The sequence below is a fragment of the Aeribacillus pallidus genome (genome assembly GCF_050478865.1).
Lineage (GTDB): Bacteria > Bacillota > Bacilli > Bacillales > JACDOC01 > JACDOC01.
This window is the reverse complement of sequence record NZ_JBCNBW010000044.1, coordinates 1-15,601: the sequence shown is the minus strand read 5'-3', so window position 1 is coordinate 15,601 and position 15,601 is coordinate 1. Positions and strand designations below refer to the sequence as shown.

Annotated in this window: 14 protein-coding genes and 1 pseudogene; 3 read left to right on the top strand and 12 right to left on the bottom strand. The window is 37.4% G+C overall.

Annotated features, from left to right (window positions below):
* Positions 1-9: 9 nt before the first annotated feature.
* Together ABES52_RS10695 and ABES52_RS10690 are read right to left on the bottom strand one after the other, a co-directional pair.
* On the bottom strand, positions 10-1,638 hold the full coding sequence (locus ABES52_RS10695) for a site-specific DNA-methyltransferase (RefSeq protein ID WP_429651151.1): 1,629 nt from the start codon (positions 1,636-1,638) through the stop codon (positions 10-12).
* Positions 1,623-4,496, bottom strand: coding sequence for an SNF2-related protein (locus tag ABES52_RS10690; protein ID WP_429651150.1), 2,874 nt, complete (start codon positions 4,494-4,496; stop codon positions 1,623-1,625). The genes ABES52_RS10695 and ABES52_RS10690 overlap by 16 nt, the downstream gene beginning before the upstream one ends.
* A gap of 347 nt (positions 4,497-4,843) precedes the next feature.
* On the opposite strand from ABES52_RS10690, the gene ABES52_RS10685 reads away from it, so the two are divergent.
* Positions 4,844-6,517, top strand: coding sequence for a DUF262 domain-containing protein (locus ABES52_RS10685; protein WP_429651149.1), 1,674 nt, complete (start codon positions 4,844-4,846; stop codon positions 6,515-6,517).
* A gap of 65 nt (positions 6,518-6,582) precedes the next feature.
* On the opposite strand, the gene ABES52_RS10680 is transcribed toward ABES52_RS10685, so the two are convergent.
* From ABES52_RS10680 to ABES52_RS10645, 8 genes and pseudogenes are all read right to left on the bottom strand, one after another.
* The gene (locus ABES52_RS10680; RefSeq protein WP_429651148.1) at positions 6,583-6,828 is read right to left on the bottom strand and encodes a hypothetical protein; all 246 of its coding nucleotides are present in this window, start codon (positions 6,826-6,828) and stop codon (positions 6,583-6,585) included.
* A gap of 83 nt (positions 6,829-6,911) precedes the next feature.
* Positions 6,912-7,133 (bottom strand): hypothetical protein, encoded by a 222-nt coding sequence (locus ABES52_RS10675; RefSeq protein WP_429651147.1) that lies wholly within the window; start codon positions 7,131-7,133, stop codon positions 6,912-6,914.
* Positions 7,134-7,667, bottom strand: a complete 534-nt coding sequence (locus ABES52_RS10670; protein ID WP_429651146.1) for a DUF8743 domain-containing protein — start codon at positions 7,665-7,667, stop codon at positions 7,134-7,136.
* A gap of 51 nt (positions 7,668-7,718) precedes the next feature.
* Positions 7,719-8,126, bottom strand: a pseudogene (locus ABES52_RS10665) (nuclease domain-containing protein).
* The gene (locus ABES52_RS10660) at positions 8,059-8,397 is read right to left on the bottom strand and encodes a DUF2357 domain-containing protein (protein ID WP_429651145.1); all 339 of its coding nucleotides are present in this window, start codon (positions 8,395-8,397) and stop codon (positions 8,059-8,061) included. Before ABES52_RS10660 ends, ABES52_RS10665 begins: the two are co-directional and overlap by 68 nt.
* Before the next feature lie 150 nt (positions 8,398-8,547).
* Complete coding sequence (locus ABES52_RS10655; RefSeq protein ID WP_429651144.1) at positions 8,548-9,381, bottom strand: DUF4352 domain-containing protein; 834 nt, start codon at positions 9,379-9,381, stop codon at positions 8,548-8,550.
* A 107-nt stretch (positions 9,382-9,488) separates the two neighbouring features.
* Positions 9,489-10,475 carry a helix-turn-helix transcriptional regulator gene (locus ABES52_RS10650; RefSeq protein WP_429651143.1) on the bottom strand — a complete coding sequence of 329 codons (987 nt, stop codon included), beginning with the start codon at positions 10,473-10,475 and terminating at the stop codon, positions 9,489-9,491.
* Between the two features lie 151 nt (positions 10,476-10,626).
* The gene (locus tag ABES52_RS10645) at positions 10,627-10,881 is read right to left on the bottom strand and encodes a hypothetical protein (RefSeq protein ID WP_429651142.1); all 255 of its coding nucleotides are present in this window, start codon (positions 10,879-10,881) and stop codon (positions 10,627-10,629) included.
* Positions 10,882-11,053: 172 nt separating this feature from the next.
* Between ABES52_RS10645 and ABES52_RS10640 the strand changes: the two genes are divergently transcribed.
* Positions 11,054-11,746: a hypothetical protein gene (locus ABES52_RS10640; RefSeq protein ID WP_429651141.1), complete on the top strand. Its 693-nt coding sequence runs from the start codon at positions 11,054-11,056 to the stop codon at positions 11,744-11,746.
* Positions 11,747-12,539: 793 nt separating this feature from the next.
* Here ABES52_RS10640 and ABES52_RS10635 read toward each other — a convergent pair.
* Complete coding sequence (locus ABES52_RS10635; protein ID WP_429651140.1) at positions 12,540-14,180, bottom strand: alpha-glucosidase; 1,641 nt, start codon at positions 14,178-14,180, stop codon at positions 12,540-12,542.
* 335 nt (positions 14,181-14,515) lie between these two features.
* Between ABES52_RS10635 and ABES52_RS10630 the strand changes: the two genes are divergently transcribed.
* Positions 14,516-14,971: an OsmC family protein gene (locus tag ABES52_RS10630; protein ID WP_429651139.1), complete on the top strand. Its 456-nt coding sequence runs from the start codon at positions 14,516-14,518 to the stop codon at positions 14,969-14,971.
* Positions 14,972-15,345: 374 nt separating this feature from the next.
* On the opposite strand, the gene ABES52_RS10625 is transcribed toward ABES52_RS10630, so the two are convergent.
* Positions 15,346-15,601, bottom strand: a 256-nt coding sequence (locus tag ABES52_RS10625) for an integrase core domain-containing protein (protein WP_429651138.1), incomplete at its 5' end; no start/stop codon positions are given.

The following is a 15,601-nucleotide window of genomic DNA, read 5'->3' as shown; positions in this document are numbered from 1 at the left end:
CTCTTCCCCCTAAAATAGCTCTAATTGTTCCGGTTCTTTTTCTTTCATTGGCAATTCATTAATTTTTAAACTGTAATCATCGCGACCAAATTCACATTTGTTTAAAATCGCTTGCGGAATTTTTTTAATTGTCACTTGTGGAAAGTCATCAACGTTGACATTAAACGCCTTACAACAAATGAGCAATGTTTCATTTTCTTTCATTTGCTCTACGATACCTTCCACCATTTGCTGGGTGACAAGCTGTGTTGTTGTATAAATAAAATCGTTCTCCGTCGATTGACCTTGTTTCCAAAACACTTCTGGATCAGGATTGTACGTAAATCCTTCATGTTTGCACATCGCTTCCGCTAACATTTCGGCATTATATTCCGGATTGATAATCCAATTGCCAAATTTATCTTTCTTTAATAAACTTGGCGCTAACTTGTAATAGCGAAAACCGCCCCCACCTTTCCAATTCACCGCTTTACTAATTCCGCCTTGATCCGTCCCGTCGATCACTTTCTTCATTCGAGGAATAATATGCGTATGGCAATGCTCACCAAGTTCTATCATAATCCAACGACGCCCCATTTTATGCGCCACCGCCCCAGTTGTACCTGAGCCGGCAAAAGAATCAAGAACCCAATCTGCTTCGTTTGTTGCAAGTTCAATTATTCGCTGAATTAATCTTTCTGGCTTAGGAGTAGCAAATTTCTCTTCATTTGGTACAAGCCTAGCAACTTCATTTGTAGCTTCTCTTGTAGTACCCACCTCATTGCCAAACCATATAGTTTCAGGAACCCTTCCTTTTTGCTCAAATAGATATATTTTTCTTAGAACTCTTGTTTCGTTATCAACAAAAATAATTTCGCCAGACTCCACCTTTTTCCAGAATGTTTCTTCATTCCATCTCCAACCGTTTTCTGGTGGTTCAATTACATTACCGCTTGGAGTTACAACTTTGTACCTTAAATTTTCACGATAGTTCGGACTCCTTACATCCCCGCTTCTCCAAGGACCTTTTGGATCGTTATCAGGATTTCTATAAGCCGTATTATGTTCCTCCGTTCTAGGTAGACGATTTAATACGAATTTTTCTGATTTTCTATATACGAGAATTGAGTTATGATGTAAAGAAAAAAACTTTGCGTCATTTTTAGACTGTACGCTATGTTGCCAAATAATATTTGCTAAAAAGTTGCTTCTGCCGAAAATTTCGTCACACATTACTTTTAAATAATGTAGCTCTGTATCATCAATAGCTATCCAAATAGAACCATCATCGGACAACAAATTTTTTAATATTTCAAGTCTACTCTTCATCATATTTAACCAAATAGAGTGCTCTAAACCATCATCATAGTGTTCAAATGCATTTCCTGTATTATATGGAGGATCGATAAAAATACATTTTATTCTCCCAGCAAACTCCTGCTCCAACGCCTTCAATGCTAATAGGTTATCGCCGAAAATAAGCCGGTTATCAAAAATATCATTTTCCGTCACTCGTTCCTTGGCGTGATAAGAAAGTTCTGGGTCTTCAAGAAGAATGCGCGGTTCGAGTTTGGGTTGTTCGTCTTTGCCAATCCACGTTAGTTCTAGTTTTTGTTTTTGAGCCAATGTACTCCCTCCTATTGTTACACGATTCTCCATTTTATCGTAAAAAGATGTTCTGTTGAGGTGCGCTGTTCTAGTCGTTTCTCTACTTCCTCGAACAATCGATCTTTTTGTTCATCAATTTCATCTTGCTGATCATAGAGATTTCGCCGCATCTCGTTTCGCTTCTTTTCAAGTTCCTTAATTTGCTTATTCATTTCAAGCTTTTCTGCTAGATTGCGCGTAAGTTTTGCCTCTCTTTTTATATGTTCAATTTCAACTGTCATTTCATCTATATCTTTTTCGAGCTTATTTTTCAAGTCTTGTGACCATTTTTCCAGCTTTTCTAACTCTGAATCAAGATAAGCAGATGCCCTTTCCATAATTTCATTTAAGATTGCTTCTTGTTGTCCTTCACTAATTCGACGAAGCGTATTGCAAATCGACTCGGAAAGCTCAATCGCTTCCCCTTCAACGGCAGGTAGTTCAAACATTTTTTCGCACATTTCTTGATCGAGTTGGTCTCCTTCTAAATCAATCGCTGAAAAAACAAGGTGCTGTTCATTTTCTAGCGATTCTACATGAAGCAATTCTAAAGATAGCCACCCTTCTTTCCCTATCAATCGCTCTAATATACTAACTTTCCCTTCATAATCAGAATAACGGAACGTAATTTCTTTTGGTATGAGTTTTCTCTTCTTTGCTTGCTCAATCCATTTTTGCGCAAGCGGATGAGAAAAACGATAGTGATGAACGTTTGGTCTGTCTTGCTTTTTCACTTGCGAAATCATTTGATATGTTTCATGATCTTTGACAAAACTCAATGTTTCATCATCAAACGTTGCTTCCCTCGCACCTTCATATTTCGATAAATTCCAAAGGTAACGTTCCATACGATTGAGATGTAAGCTTGTTTGATGATAATGGTCTCGTAACTTCTCTCTGACCTCATCATCAAAATTCTCCAATAAATGCATACGCGTTTCTTTCATTTTTAATTGTATTTGCTCATCTAGCTCCGCTTGTAAATTTATAAATGCTTGTTCAATTTCTTTCGCAGTGCGACAAGTTTGATAGATTTGTTGAATTCGTTTTTCAAAATCTACACCAGACTCTAACGACCCTAGTACCTCATCTGAAGAACCAAACACTCCTTCAAACAAGCGGAATTTTTCAGAGAGAATTTCATACACTTTTTTATCGGCTTCATTTTTACGGTTTAAAAAGTTGATGACAACGACATCGTGCTTTTGACCGTAACGGTGACAACGTCCAATACGCTGTTCAATTCGCTGTGGATTCCAAGGTAAATCATAGTTAACGACTAAGCTACAAAATTGCAAGTTAATCCCTTCTGATGCCGATTCTGTCGCAATCATAATCGACGCTTGTTCTTTAAAATATTCGACGAGGGCCGCACGCATATCCGCAGTTTTCGAGCCGGTAATTTTATCATCGTACTGATGTTTTTCTAGCCATTGTTCATAAATTTGCTTCGCCTGTTCATCTTCGTTTTCCCCATTAAATAACACAATCTTGCCAGCGTAGCCGTTGCGTTCAAGAAATTCACGCAAATAAAGCTGCGTTCGTCGTGATTCTGTAAAAATCACCGCCTTTTCGTTTGCGCCTAGCATTCTTAATTTTTCAAATCCTTTTTCAAGCGCAATTAGCAATGCTTCCGCTTTTGAATTTTCTTTAATCGATTTAGCTAGTAAGTAATATTCTTCCAATTCTTGTTTTTCTTCTTGAATAAGGCGTTTCATTTCATCTAGCGATAATTCATCTATGTATGATGACTGTTCTTCTTCTCCCCACTCTTCCATTGTATCGTCAAATTCATCAACATCTGCATAAACGTTCGAATGATCTACGGCTATTTCTGTTTTTCCACGCTCTAGTTCCACTAGTAACTGCTCAAGTCGTTTAATTAGAGAAAGCAAGGTATCAGAAATAGCAAAGGAAGAAGATGCTAACAATTTACGGACAACTAACGTCATTAATGCCCGTTGGCTTGTCGGTAAAGCAAAGAGTTGTTCTCTCTGTAAGTATGCAGATACTTTTTCGTATAATTCCCATTCCGCATTCGTTGGCATAAACTCCTGAGTAATTGGAATACGCTGTGTATAATTCACATACTCGGTAACTTGCCGTCTTAAAGTACGATGGCAAACAGGCTTAATACGTTGCTTTAAATCTATAAAATCCATTTCCGACATTTCTTTTGTGCCACGAGCAAATTGACGTCTAAACGTTGTTTCATCTCCAAAAATATGAGGGTCGATAAAGCTAATAAGTCCGTATAATTCCATCAAAGAGTTTTGTAATGGTGTTGCTGTTAATAAGATTTTTGGATAACCAGCTGTTGCTGCTCGTAATGTACGCCCAATTTTATTCGATTTTTTATACACATTTCGCATGCGATGTGCTTCGTCGAAAACAATTAAATCCCAATTTACTTTTTGTAGCATATCCGCTTTATTTCGAGCGTATTGATACGAAGTGATAACAATTTGATCTTGTAGTAAGAAAGGATTCCGATGACCAGAACGTACCATCTCGTTGAAGTTTTTACTTTCTAGAATAATAGATGGGATATAAAACTTTTCCCAAAGTTCTTGATTCCATTGTTTTCTTAGTGGAGGTGGCACGATAATAAGAATATTCCGCTTTCTTTCTGCCCACAATTGACTAATAATAAGTCCCGCTTCAATTGTTTTTCCTAATCCTACTTCATCAGCTAAGATAGCTCCCCTCTCTAATGGAGCACGAAAGGCGAATAAAGCTGCTTCCACCTGATGTGGGTTTAAATCGACCGTAGCATTAATGAGTGATTGACTTAAGCGTCCTATCGAATGTGATGAATTTTGTTTCGTTAATTCATAAGCAAAGTATTTGCTTTGATATGGTGTTGTCACTAATTAGACCTCCCAAATGTAAATCCCACTATTACTTACGCTACCGAACATAGTATATACTTTCATTATACTCGACATTATTTTACAATAACAGGCATTCAACAATATACGACAATGTTTTTTAAGTCTCAAATTCTTCTCACTATTATTCCCGATTGTTGACAAGAAGAAAGCTACATGTTCGATTCAATCCATTCCATATGTTTTATAAATGGAAGCAATTAGTGATTTTTTCTCGCATTAACAGCTAAGAAAATATTACAATATATTGAAGAAAAAATATTAATTGATTCAAACAATTAGATAGCAATTTCTTAAAAGTTTATGAAAGAGAGGATGGAAAATAGATGCACACCACCCTGAACGCTCAAGAAATGCCGTTACATAAAGTGTTTAGTGATGATTTTTTATTTACCATTCCTTCTGTTCAAAGACCTTACTCTTGGACTACCGATCAAGCGGGAGAGTTATTGGATGATTTACTTGAGTTCATTGAACATTATGGAATCACTGAAAAAAATATTGAGCAAATCCCAGAACCTTATTTTCTTGGAAGCATTGTCCTTGTAAAAGGGGAGAAACCAGAGGCAGAAGTATTGGATGGGCAGCAGCGTTTAACGACTTTAACTATCTTATTATCTGCCCTGCGTAGTTATTTACCAGAAGAATATGCGAACGAAATTGACGAAATAATTGTTCAGCGCGGTAGTCGAATTCGTAAAATTGAAGATACATATCGTCTTCGTTTACGTAAGAAAGACAATGACTTTTTTAAAAAATACATTCAAGAGCGCGATGGAATTACAAAACTAACAAAACAAACCCCTGTAAAAACAGACAGTCAAGCATTAATTAGGGATAACGCGCTATATTATTTAGAGCGTTTTAACGACCTTGATGAATCTACTTTAACAACGTTACCAAGTGTCATTGCTACGCTATGCTATATGGTTATTGTGTCTACACCAAATTTTGACTCTGCTTTTCGTATCTTTACTGTTTTAAACGACCGTGGACTAGATTTAATGGTTACTGATATTTTAAAAGCTAAAATTATCGGTAAAATTCCTGAAAGCGAGCAAGAAATCTACACAGAAAAATGGGAAGATATTGAAAGTGCGCTGGGCCGAGAGCAGTTTAATGAATTATTTTCACACATCCGTATGATTTTGCAAAAAAGAAAAGGCATAGGAAACCTTAAAGATGAATACGATAGTATTTTAGAAAACATGTCTGGAAAAACATTTATCGATGAAATATTGATACCATACAGCGACATTTATATACAAATAAGAAATTATAAAACATCGTTTGTTAATGATGAAGAAACCGTCAAGATTTTAGAATTTCTAAATCGAATTGATAATATAGACTGGATACCTGTAGCTATGTACTATATGCATCATTATAATAACAACATTCCAGCTTTCTTAAAACGTCTTGAAAGATTTGCAGCAGTTCATATGATTTTACGGAAAAATTTTAACTGGCGACAATCAAAATATTCGACTATTTTACGAGAATTAGAACAAGGCAAAGACCCTTTTTCGAAAGCGAGTACGTTAAATCTTACTGACGATGAAAAGAAAGAAGTAATTGAAGCGTTGAATGGGGATGTATACAAAAAATTAAAAGATGCTGCTAAACGGTATGTACTTTTACGTTTAGATGCATTGTTATCTAAGGGACAGCCTTATTATGATTACAATACCATTACGATTGAACATGTACTGCCACAAACTCCTCCTAAGGAAAGCGAGTGGACAAAGAATTTCCCAGACATTGAACAGTATGTGCATAAATTAGGTAATTTAGTTTTACTCACAATAAAGAAAAATTCACGTGCCAAAAACTTTGATTTTGAGCGTAAAAAATCTACCTATTTTCAATCTAAAGATGGAGTCAGTACATTTGCTTTGACAACCCAAGTGATCCAAGAAAACGAATGGACACCAATAGTACTTGAAAGACGGCAAAAGTTTCTTTTAGATTTGCTGATAAAAGAATGGGAACTTCAATAAAAGAATCGATCTAGAGCGTCCTAAAGTTAGGGCGCTCTAATTATTCCCCCATAAAAAAAGAGAGCTCACTCGCTCTCTTCCTCCTCTTCGTCATCATCAGGCAACGAAAACGTTCCCCACTTTTTATAATGATTATTTGTCAGCATTTTCTCAATTTCCGCTTCGATATCCTCTTCCTCCGTCACTGGCAGGGACATGCCCGCGTATCCCCAACCGTTTGATTCGAGCCATTCAGTGAAAGCTGCCAAAAATTCATCGTGCTCTTTGTCACAGTTGACGATATAGCCATCTAATCGAATGTCAAAACGCATAATAATCTCTCCTCACTGTCTTATGAAAACTAGAGATACAACTGGCCATTGTAACATATAATAATGTGAAAATATAAAATGTTTTACCCCATCAAGCGCAAAATTTCTTTAAACACCACCGTCGGCTGTTTCCGCATATCATCCACCTGCAACTTCTTGATTTCGTCCCCTTTCGTAATCACCAGCTGATGTTTAGTTAGTTTGATAACAATGTCTTTGATTCGATATGCTTCAATTTTTGACGCTTTGTCTAAGTATCGATCATCCAAATCAAACCGAATTCGATCGGATAGTCTCCTAAGCATTCACCACAAAGTGATTTCCTCTTTTGATTTCATAAATAATTCAGGCAGTTCTTTTGCTTCTTTTAATGTGTTTAACCTTGTCATCGTGTAGACCGATATTCCATATCCTACTGGTCTCACAATGTTCTTTAAAAAATGCCAGCTTTCTATTTCAAATTTCACGTACTCTTCCGTACTAGTTTTTGGTAATTCGTTAATCTCAAATCGTTTTACGAATTTCACATCCATGATTTTCCCGTAGCAAGTAACACCATTTACCGGTGATGCTCCTTTTTTTGGATAAAGGGCAATATATGTTGCTTCTTGCCAACCTTTTTTTAATCGCTTCACAGGAATGTGATAAAAACGGTGCTGGAGATGGGCGCGGTAGTTTTGCTCTCGCGGGACCATTCCGACAAGGACTTTTTCATCTAGAGAAGATGTCCATTCTTCGATTGCTCCTCTTGGGAGAATTCCTTCCTTTTGCAGTTCCTCTGGACTTTTTTCGACTAGCCGTTCAATTAATCGTTCTACTAATCGAGTCGCATTCGGCAAAAACGGCAGTCCGCCAATATTGACTTCATTAATGCTTTTGTATAGCTTATGTTATTCATAGCTATCTTCATTGTACCTAGGGAATAACACATAGGCACCAAATGCCGCTCTTTCGTACGGACCATCGTGGCGAACAACGAGCGAATCACGATAGCGATGCATCGTGTTAATATCTTCTTCCCTCGGTCCTGGAAGTTGATAATTTGGATGATAACTACATCCTTCAACGGCAAAATCAAGGCGATATTTTGCGTCGAAAATATAATTCTACGTGTAGTCTTTTCCCTTCTTTTCAATCGCCAGCATCGTATCGGGAATTTGCGGAATCGTCGGCAGTTTCCCTTCGTACTTTTGATAGGTGAGCGTAATTTTCTCGCCCGTATGCGGGTGCTCATATACTCTTGTCGCGGAGCGGTTTTTTTCTAAATTGACAAATAAACCAGTGCAATTGACTTTGATGATGTTTCTGACTTACGAGCTTATACTTTTTCCCTAATATTTGTCCTAATTTCAGAAACGTCCAGTACTCATATAACGTCGCGACATCTTTAACAGACATTTGATACAGCTTCCCTTGAAGCGCAAGGCCTCGTGTAACAATTAAATAAATTTGAAAGGCGTCGCGATAACCAGGTGCCATCTGCAAAACAAGACTCATCACAGAACGATCGAGTTTTCCAACTGGTTGCCAAAATCGATTTTTTATTTTCTTTTCTAATTCTTTTTTCATGTTCGTAATCTTTTCAAGCAAATCGGGATTAATTTCTTATTTTTTTAAGTGAGGACACCTCCGTATCCCCACCTTTATTCTCGGGCTTTGGGTTATCCTCAGACCATAATTGCCATAGGTTAGTTGACATTTTGATCGTTCCACATTATTTTACATCCCCACATCAAACACAAACGGCTCAAAGTCGATCTCCCAATTGTCAGAAGAGCCTTCAAAGTACAGCTGGAAGGTGGAGACTCCCTCTTCTAAAGCCGGGAAGACGATGATGCCATCTGTTGTGACGCCAGGAAGTAGTTCGGATTGGACTTCCGGGTAGTTGGCATCGTAGTTCATTTCTTCTTCTAGTTGTTTACCGTTGGCGATGAGTTTGGCGTCAAATGTGTAAAAGTAAATTTTGTTGTTGGTTTCATTGGCGACTTGGACATACACGCGAGTTTCTTGGTCAGCAAGTTCGACTTTTTGAACCGTGAGTTTATAGCCGTGTTGGTTTTGTTCTGCGTTCAGTTCGATTGTTTGTTTGGCTGGGGCGAATGCGGTTTGGTAATCTGTTTTCTCAATAGAGTCCGCAAGAATCATAGGTGCAGTAATCACACCGCCAAAGGCGTTTTCTCCTTCAAATGCATCTTTTACCGTTCCTGTGACATGAATTATATCGTCCATGGCTACATCTACATTCGGGTCTTCGATCATAATAATCGCATTTCGCTCACTGTTGTTATTCGCAAATACTTGTAAATACGTTCCGTCGCTGTCACGTTCAGGTTCGACAAAGATGCGTCCGTAAAAATCGACTTTCGAACCTTTGTATTTTTTCGGATCAGAGAACATTTTTTCAAACTCATCCGCTGAAAGAACGGTACCTTTTGATACAGATACTTCACTAGTTGCTTCGTTTGCTCCATCCGTTGTACTAGTTTCTTCCCCACAACCAGCCAAGCTAAGAGATAAGGCTGCAAAAATAAATGTAAATAATGCTTTTTTCATCTACATGTTTCCTCCCCGTTTTTGATTTCATCCTCATTGTAATGAAAAAGGTATGCCAAATTTGGCACACCTGAAGAGAATCATTTTATGTATTTTTTCGTATATTGTTAGTTATATTGTTTGTGCATAAGGGTAATTTCTTTTTTTACTTCTTCCACTAACCAGTCGGGAGATAGGACTTTTGCTTTATGTCCCCATGTTAAAATCCAGCCAATAAGACCGGAGCTGATTTTCGCTTTTGTGGTCAGCAGGAAGTGTTCATCATCGACTTTTTTGATGTCGGCCTCTAAGCCAAACCGGTCAAGAACAACATTGATTAATTCGTGATGAAACTGGATTTTAATCCATTGATCTTCTCCAGCAAACATATGAAACGTTTGATCGACATACTTTTTGATATCAATAGGTTCCCGTCGAAACGTTTCGTCGGTTACTTTGACATTTCGCATCCGGTCTAACCGATAATGGCGAAACTCCTCCGTTGGCTTATATTTTCCGATTAAATAATAGAAATCATGCTGCCAAATTAACGCGTACGGTTCCACCTCGTACCAGCTACCATCCCGATTATAAACAAATTCCTTTTCTACATTGTACTTCCCGTATTGATACTTCAAGACCCGATGTTCAGAAATAGCTTGATGAATGCGGTCGATATTAAGTTTAATTAAGTTATAATCCATGTTGACGGATTGATGGAAAATAAGAGGGTCCGGTAAAGATTTGGCGATATGCTTACTCGTTAACTTTTTGACCTTTTGAATCAACAGTTTCTTTTCTTTTTCCGTAATAAACCGGGCGGATAATATCGCATCGACAATTAATCGAAGTTGATACGTTTCAAATAATCGGTCTTGATGACTATACAATGCTTTTCCATGTGGTCCTTTATTGATCATCACTTCAAAGCCTTCTTCATTTAAAGCATCAATGTCTCTCTTGATAGCACGAGGGTCGAACGCCATGTTGTCTCCAAATTCGAGCTGAAGTTTTTCAATGATTTCCTTCATCGACAGTTCATGATGTTCATCTGTTTCCTGAAACAGGATGTCTTTTAAACGAAGTAAACGTTGACTGGCTTTGATTTCAGCCACAACAGGATCCTCCTTCCGAAAGTTCAATGAAGAACTAGCCTATTATATCAAACTGTATCGGATTTGAAAAAATCAAAACGCCAGTATGGGTCTGGCGTTTGAAACCATTAGCTTTTCATTGTCCGCGCCTTCCAAACAAGCAATTCGATTGCTATCCAACGAATACCATGCCAACTACTAAAAATGCATTTGCCACACTCATGATCTCCGTCCAGTGAAAGCCGTCTTCATGTAACGAAACCCCAAGAAACGTTAGCCCTACCCCATCGCCATCAATGATGGGAAATCTCTTTTCCTTCCATTCTTTAATGTATCCATAATAGTCCTTTAATGAAATAAATTTATAAATACAAATGATGCCGAACGCTAACAGCACATTTTGCAGGAGCAAAAATTTGAAGCGCAAAGGAACCACTCCTATTGATTGAATTTTCTTAATTTTATAAGTAAAATTATAACACGATTTAACATTTTTTTGAATTTCCATAGGCGGTTGAGATGATTGTCCTTTTTTTTCTGAAAAATTTGGCCAAACCATCATATAAATATGTTAAATCATTTTTTATGGAGGGAACTTAATGGCAATTCCGAATCTTTGGAAGTTGTGGATGTACAAGACGCTTCGATTGCTGGAAGTGGATGAGCTGCAATTGCCGACGGAAACGATAGAAGAATTTGAGCGATTGTATGAAACGTATATCGTTCATGGTCATGGTGATGTTATTCCATATACGAGCCCTTTTCCGAAATACATGTTTTTGCATTATTTAATTGAACAAAAACAGGTCTTGATACATGGATCGAACATCGGTAATATTGAACGTTTCGAGCCGAAAGAACAATTGCTTTTTAACGGAAAACCGGTAAAAGCGGTGTTTGCGGCATCTGATGGTATTTGGCCGATGTTTTTTGCGTGCATCAATCGACGTGAATATACGGGTTCATTGCGTAACGCTTGTTTGACGGTACCAACGAAAAAAGGGATTAAACGTTTTTACTATTTTTCCGTTGAACCTTTTGAGGGCGAGCTTTGGAATGATGGCTGGATTTATATTATGCCGAAACAAATGTTTACCCATGGTGGAATTAAAGATGAATGGATTTGCGAAACGCACGTCAAGCCGCTCGCGAAGTTAGCGGTCACCCCAGCCGATTTTCCCTTTTTGAAAAACGTGCGGTACCACAATAGAGGGAATCGTCTATTCAATTTTATAAGTAAATTTTCGTTATTTAAGAGTAAAATCTTTTCGATTATGAGTAAAAATTTATAATTTGTGAGAAAAAATCGTTAATTTATGGGAAAGAATCGATTACTTATGAGAAAAAATTCATAATCAATGAGCAAAGCTATAATTTATGAGCAATAACCTAAAGTATTGAGCATTACCGATAATTTATGAGAAAAATCCCGTCACTTATGAGGAAAAATCAATATTTTATGAGCAATAATCCGACATTTATGAGGAAAAATCCATAATTGATGAGAAAAAATCTATAATTTATGGAAAAAAATCTGTAATTTATGAGAAAAAAACTATAACTTTTGAGAAAAATCCATAATTTTTATGAGAAAAACCTATAACTTATGAGCAAAAACCTAAAGTTTTGAGTATTACCCAAAATTTATGAGCAAAAATTTTTATCTTATGAGAAAAAAACATAATTTATGAAAAAAAAAACTATAACTTATGAGCAAAATGCATATTAATGAGCAAAACCCGTCACTTATGAGGAAAAATCTAAAATTTATGAGAAAAAATTTATAACTTATGAGAAATAATCCTTAATTTATAGGAAAAAAATATAACTTATGAGCATAATCCATAAATTATGAGCAAAAACCGTAACTTTTGAACACTACCCAAATTTAAGAGCAAAACCCGGATCTTTTGAGCAAAATTCTATAATTTAAGAGAAAAAATCCTTAATTTATGAAAAAAAATCTATAACTTATGAGCAATAACCGGTATCTTATGAGCACAAACCATATTTTATGAGCAAAATCCCCGATTTAGGGAAAAATCAAAATTTTAATTTCCGCCCCTAAACTAAAAAACCCCACTATTAAGCGGGGTTCACGGCTAAAATCATCGCTTCATGCGGACGAAGCGTGAGTTGATTCAAATGTAGGTGTTTGTCATTCGGATAGTTTGTTAACAATACTTCTGCTGTTTTCCCTGCAAACGGAGCTGGAATCTGATACGTATTTTCATTGTCACAATGGTTCAGTAAGATGAGCCATGTGACTTCTTCCAACTTTCTCGTATAACAAAAGACATGCGGATCGGTTGGGTTAAGATCCTCGTATTCACCGTAGACCATTACCGGATGCTGTTTCCGAAGCTGAATGAGATTTTGATAATAATAGAAAATGGAGTCCGGATCGTTTAATGCTTGTTTGACATTGATGTCTTTGTAATTTGGATTGACCTTGATCCATGGGTTTCCTGTGGTGAAGCCAGCGTTTTTTGAATCATCCCACTGCATCGGCGTACGGCTATTATCGCGGGACAATGGCTGGACTTGGGTTAACGCTTCTTTCGGGTCCATTCCGTTTTCGACAAGTTCTTTATATTTATTTCGCGTTGCGATATCATCGTAATCTTCAATTCGATCAAAACGGACGCCGGTCATGCCGATTTCTTCTCCTTGGTAAATGTACGGAGTTCCTGGTAACGTATGTACTAATGTGGCTAATAGTTTGGCGGACTGAACGCGGTATTCACCGTCATTTCCGTAACGAGTCACTTGGCGGGTATGATCATGGTTGTTTAAAAATTGCGAGTTCCACCCTTTTCCCCATAGGCCATCGTACCATCGCTTTTGAATCGCTTTAAACCGAAGCGGATCCCAGCTCGGCATTTCGTCACATACTTCAAAATGGAACAATGTGTGTAGTTCGTTCCGGTCTTCGCCGACATATTTTAATCCTTCTTCTGGATGAACGAAACCGACTTCACCGACGGTCATGATGTCATAATGACGTAACACTTTTTCGTTCATTTCTTGTAAGTATTCGTGCACACCCGGATTGTTCGCTAAGTAGCTAATATATTCCGGATTTTCAACGTCTTTAAACTCCTTTGGTTTCCCTAACATCGCAATCGCATCCAGGCGGAACCCATCAATTCCTTTATCTAACCAAAAACGCATCATTTTGTATATCGCCTCTCGCACTTCTGGGTTCGCCCAGTTTAAATCCGGTTGTTCCACCGCAAACGAATGGAAATAATATTGTCCCGTCGTTTCGTCATACTCCCATGCCGATGGGGTAAAATACGAGCGCCAATTGGATGGGGGCTTGCCATCTTTTCCATCTCTCCAAATATACCAATCTCGTTTCGGATTGTCTTTAGAAGACTTGGATTCTAAAAACCACGGATGCTGGTTACTCGTATGATTCACGACTAAATCCATGATCACTTTCAGACCAAGCCCATGTGCTTTTTCAAGAAGCTCTTCGAAATCTTCCATCGTCCCGGCTTTCGGCATGATGGAATAATAATCGGCAATGTCATACCCATTATCGGCATCGGGCGACACATAAAACGGATTCAACCAGATCGCATCCACGCCTAATGTTTTAATATAGTCGAGCTTTTCAATCACTCCACGCAAATCCCCATACCCATCACCATTCGTGTCGTAAAAACTGCGCCAATAAATTTGGTACACAACCGCCTCTTTCCACCACGTGCGTTTCATAGCCTTCACCTCTTTTTTAATTTTTTCACATAATTCTGAAATATTTTTTTAAAAAACAACCTCCGCTAGTTGTATATACATGTATTATACTATAAATCTTGTAAAAAGTTGTTATTATATAAAAAACACTCAGGTATTTTTCACCTAGCGTTCACATTTATCGGTAATAATAGTAGCAATGAATCCTTGCTATTTGCATATTTCATGTCAGCAAAAAAGGACATTACATTAAAAACATACTGAATTTTCATACTTTTTTTATTTACACACAGTTTATATTTTTGTATAATTCTCTTAATTTCGATAAGTTTACTAATTTAAAGGAGGAAAGAATAATGGCTCAAGCTTCTACATTGTTTAAAGTGTCCGCTAAAGGCAAGTGGGAGTCTGGCGTTAAAACCAATATCTCTATTCGAAACTTCCCAAATTTTTCTATGGATGAACCAGTAGAATTAGGTGGAATTGATACAGCGCCAACTCCATTGGAATATGTGGCTGCAGCTCTGAACGGTTGTAATGGAGTAATGATTCCTTTAGTTGCTAATGAATTAGACTTTACTTTCTCGGGAATTGATTTTGAAACAACTGGCATTATTGATACCCGGGGACTAATGGGAGAAGAAGGAGTTACTACCCATTTCCAAAAAGTTCGTTTCCACGTAAATATACAAACAGAAGAAAGTGAAGAGAGAATTGAGAAATTGAAGAATGAAGTAGAGAGAAGATGTCCTGTTTTAAATCTTTTACTAGATGCAGGAGTTAAAGTTGATACGGAATGGAAAAAGATTTAATTACGAATATCACAAGCAGTTAGGCCGATTGTGGCCTGATAAAATTCGTTGAAAAAGTGGTAAAAATGAAGTGACCCCTGTCAAGTAGACAAGAATAAATAAGCACATTTAAAAAGCCTGAGTCCATATTCATAAGGACTCAGGCTTAAGGTACAAATACATAAGGAAATACTAATGAATTACTTCCGGATACTGTAATTGATTTGCTTATTATATTTATAGTTTCTTGAACTGCAACGATTGTCAGTTCTCCAGTTGGGGTATAATCACCAATGAGCGGATTGACCCCCTAAATTTGGACACATCCTATCTTATTTTAGGTTATTCTCAAAATTTCTCGTTTTTTCTTGGCAAGAAGACAAAATCCTCTTGCCTTATACGCGAACTTCTTTGATGATTAACGATTCCGTTTGCGCTTTTTTGTAAAATTCATGCGGTGGAAGATCGAGAATACTCGAATGAATCCTTCGCTCGTTATAAAATTTCATGTACTCCATCACGGCTTGATAAGCTTCTTCATAGCTGTCAAACGCCACTCTTCCTAGACATTCCTCCTCTAGTAAACGATGAAACGCTTCAATATGTGCATTCATATTCGGTGTCCGCGGCGGAATCCGTTCATGTTCGATT

Bases quoted from the DNA above. Each gene is read 5' to 3' on its own strand.
- ABES52_RS10695 (WP_429651151.1), bottom strand. From the start codon at position 1,638: ATGGAGAATCGTGTAACAATAGGAGGGAGTACATTGGCTCAAAAACAA.
- ABES52_RS10685 (WP_429651149.1), top strand. From the start codon at position 4,844: ATGCACACCACCCTGAACGCTCAAGAAATGCCGTTACATAAAGTGTTT.
- ABES52_RS10680 (WP_429651148.1), bottom strand. From the start codon at position 6,828: ATGCGTTTTGACATTCGATTAGATGGCTATATCGTCAACTGTGACAAA.
- ABES52_RS10675 (WP_429651147.1), bottom strand. From the start codon at position 7,133: ATGCTTAGGAGACTATCCGATCGAATTCGGTTTGATTTGGATGATCGA.
- ABES52_RS10660 (WP_429651145.1), bottom strand. From the start codon at position 8,397: ATGAAAAAAGAATTAGAAAAGAAAATAAAAAATCGATTTTGGCAACCA.
- ABES52_RS10655 (WP_429651144.1), bottom strand. From the start codon at position 9,381: ATGAAAAAAGCATTATTTACATTTATTTTTGCAGCCTTATCTCTTAGC.
- ABES52_RS10640 (WP_429651141.1), top strand. From the start codon at position 11,054: ATGGCAATTCCGAATCTTTGGAAGTTGTGGATGTACAAGACGCTTCGA.
- ABES52_RS10635 (WP_429651140.1), bottom strand. From the start codon at position 14,180: ATGAAACGCACGTGGTGGAAAGAGGCGGTTGTGTACCAAATTTATTGG.
- ABES52_RS10630 (WP_429651139.1), top strand. From the start codon at position 14,516: ATGGCTCAAGCTTCTACATTGTTTAAAGTGTCCGCTAAAGGCAAGTGG.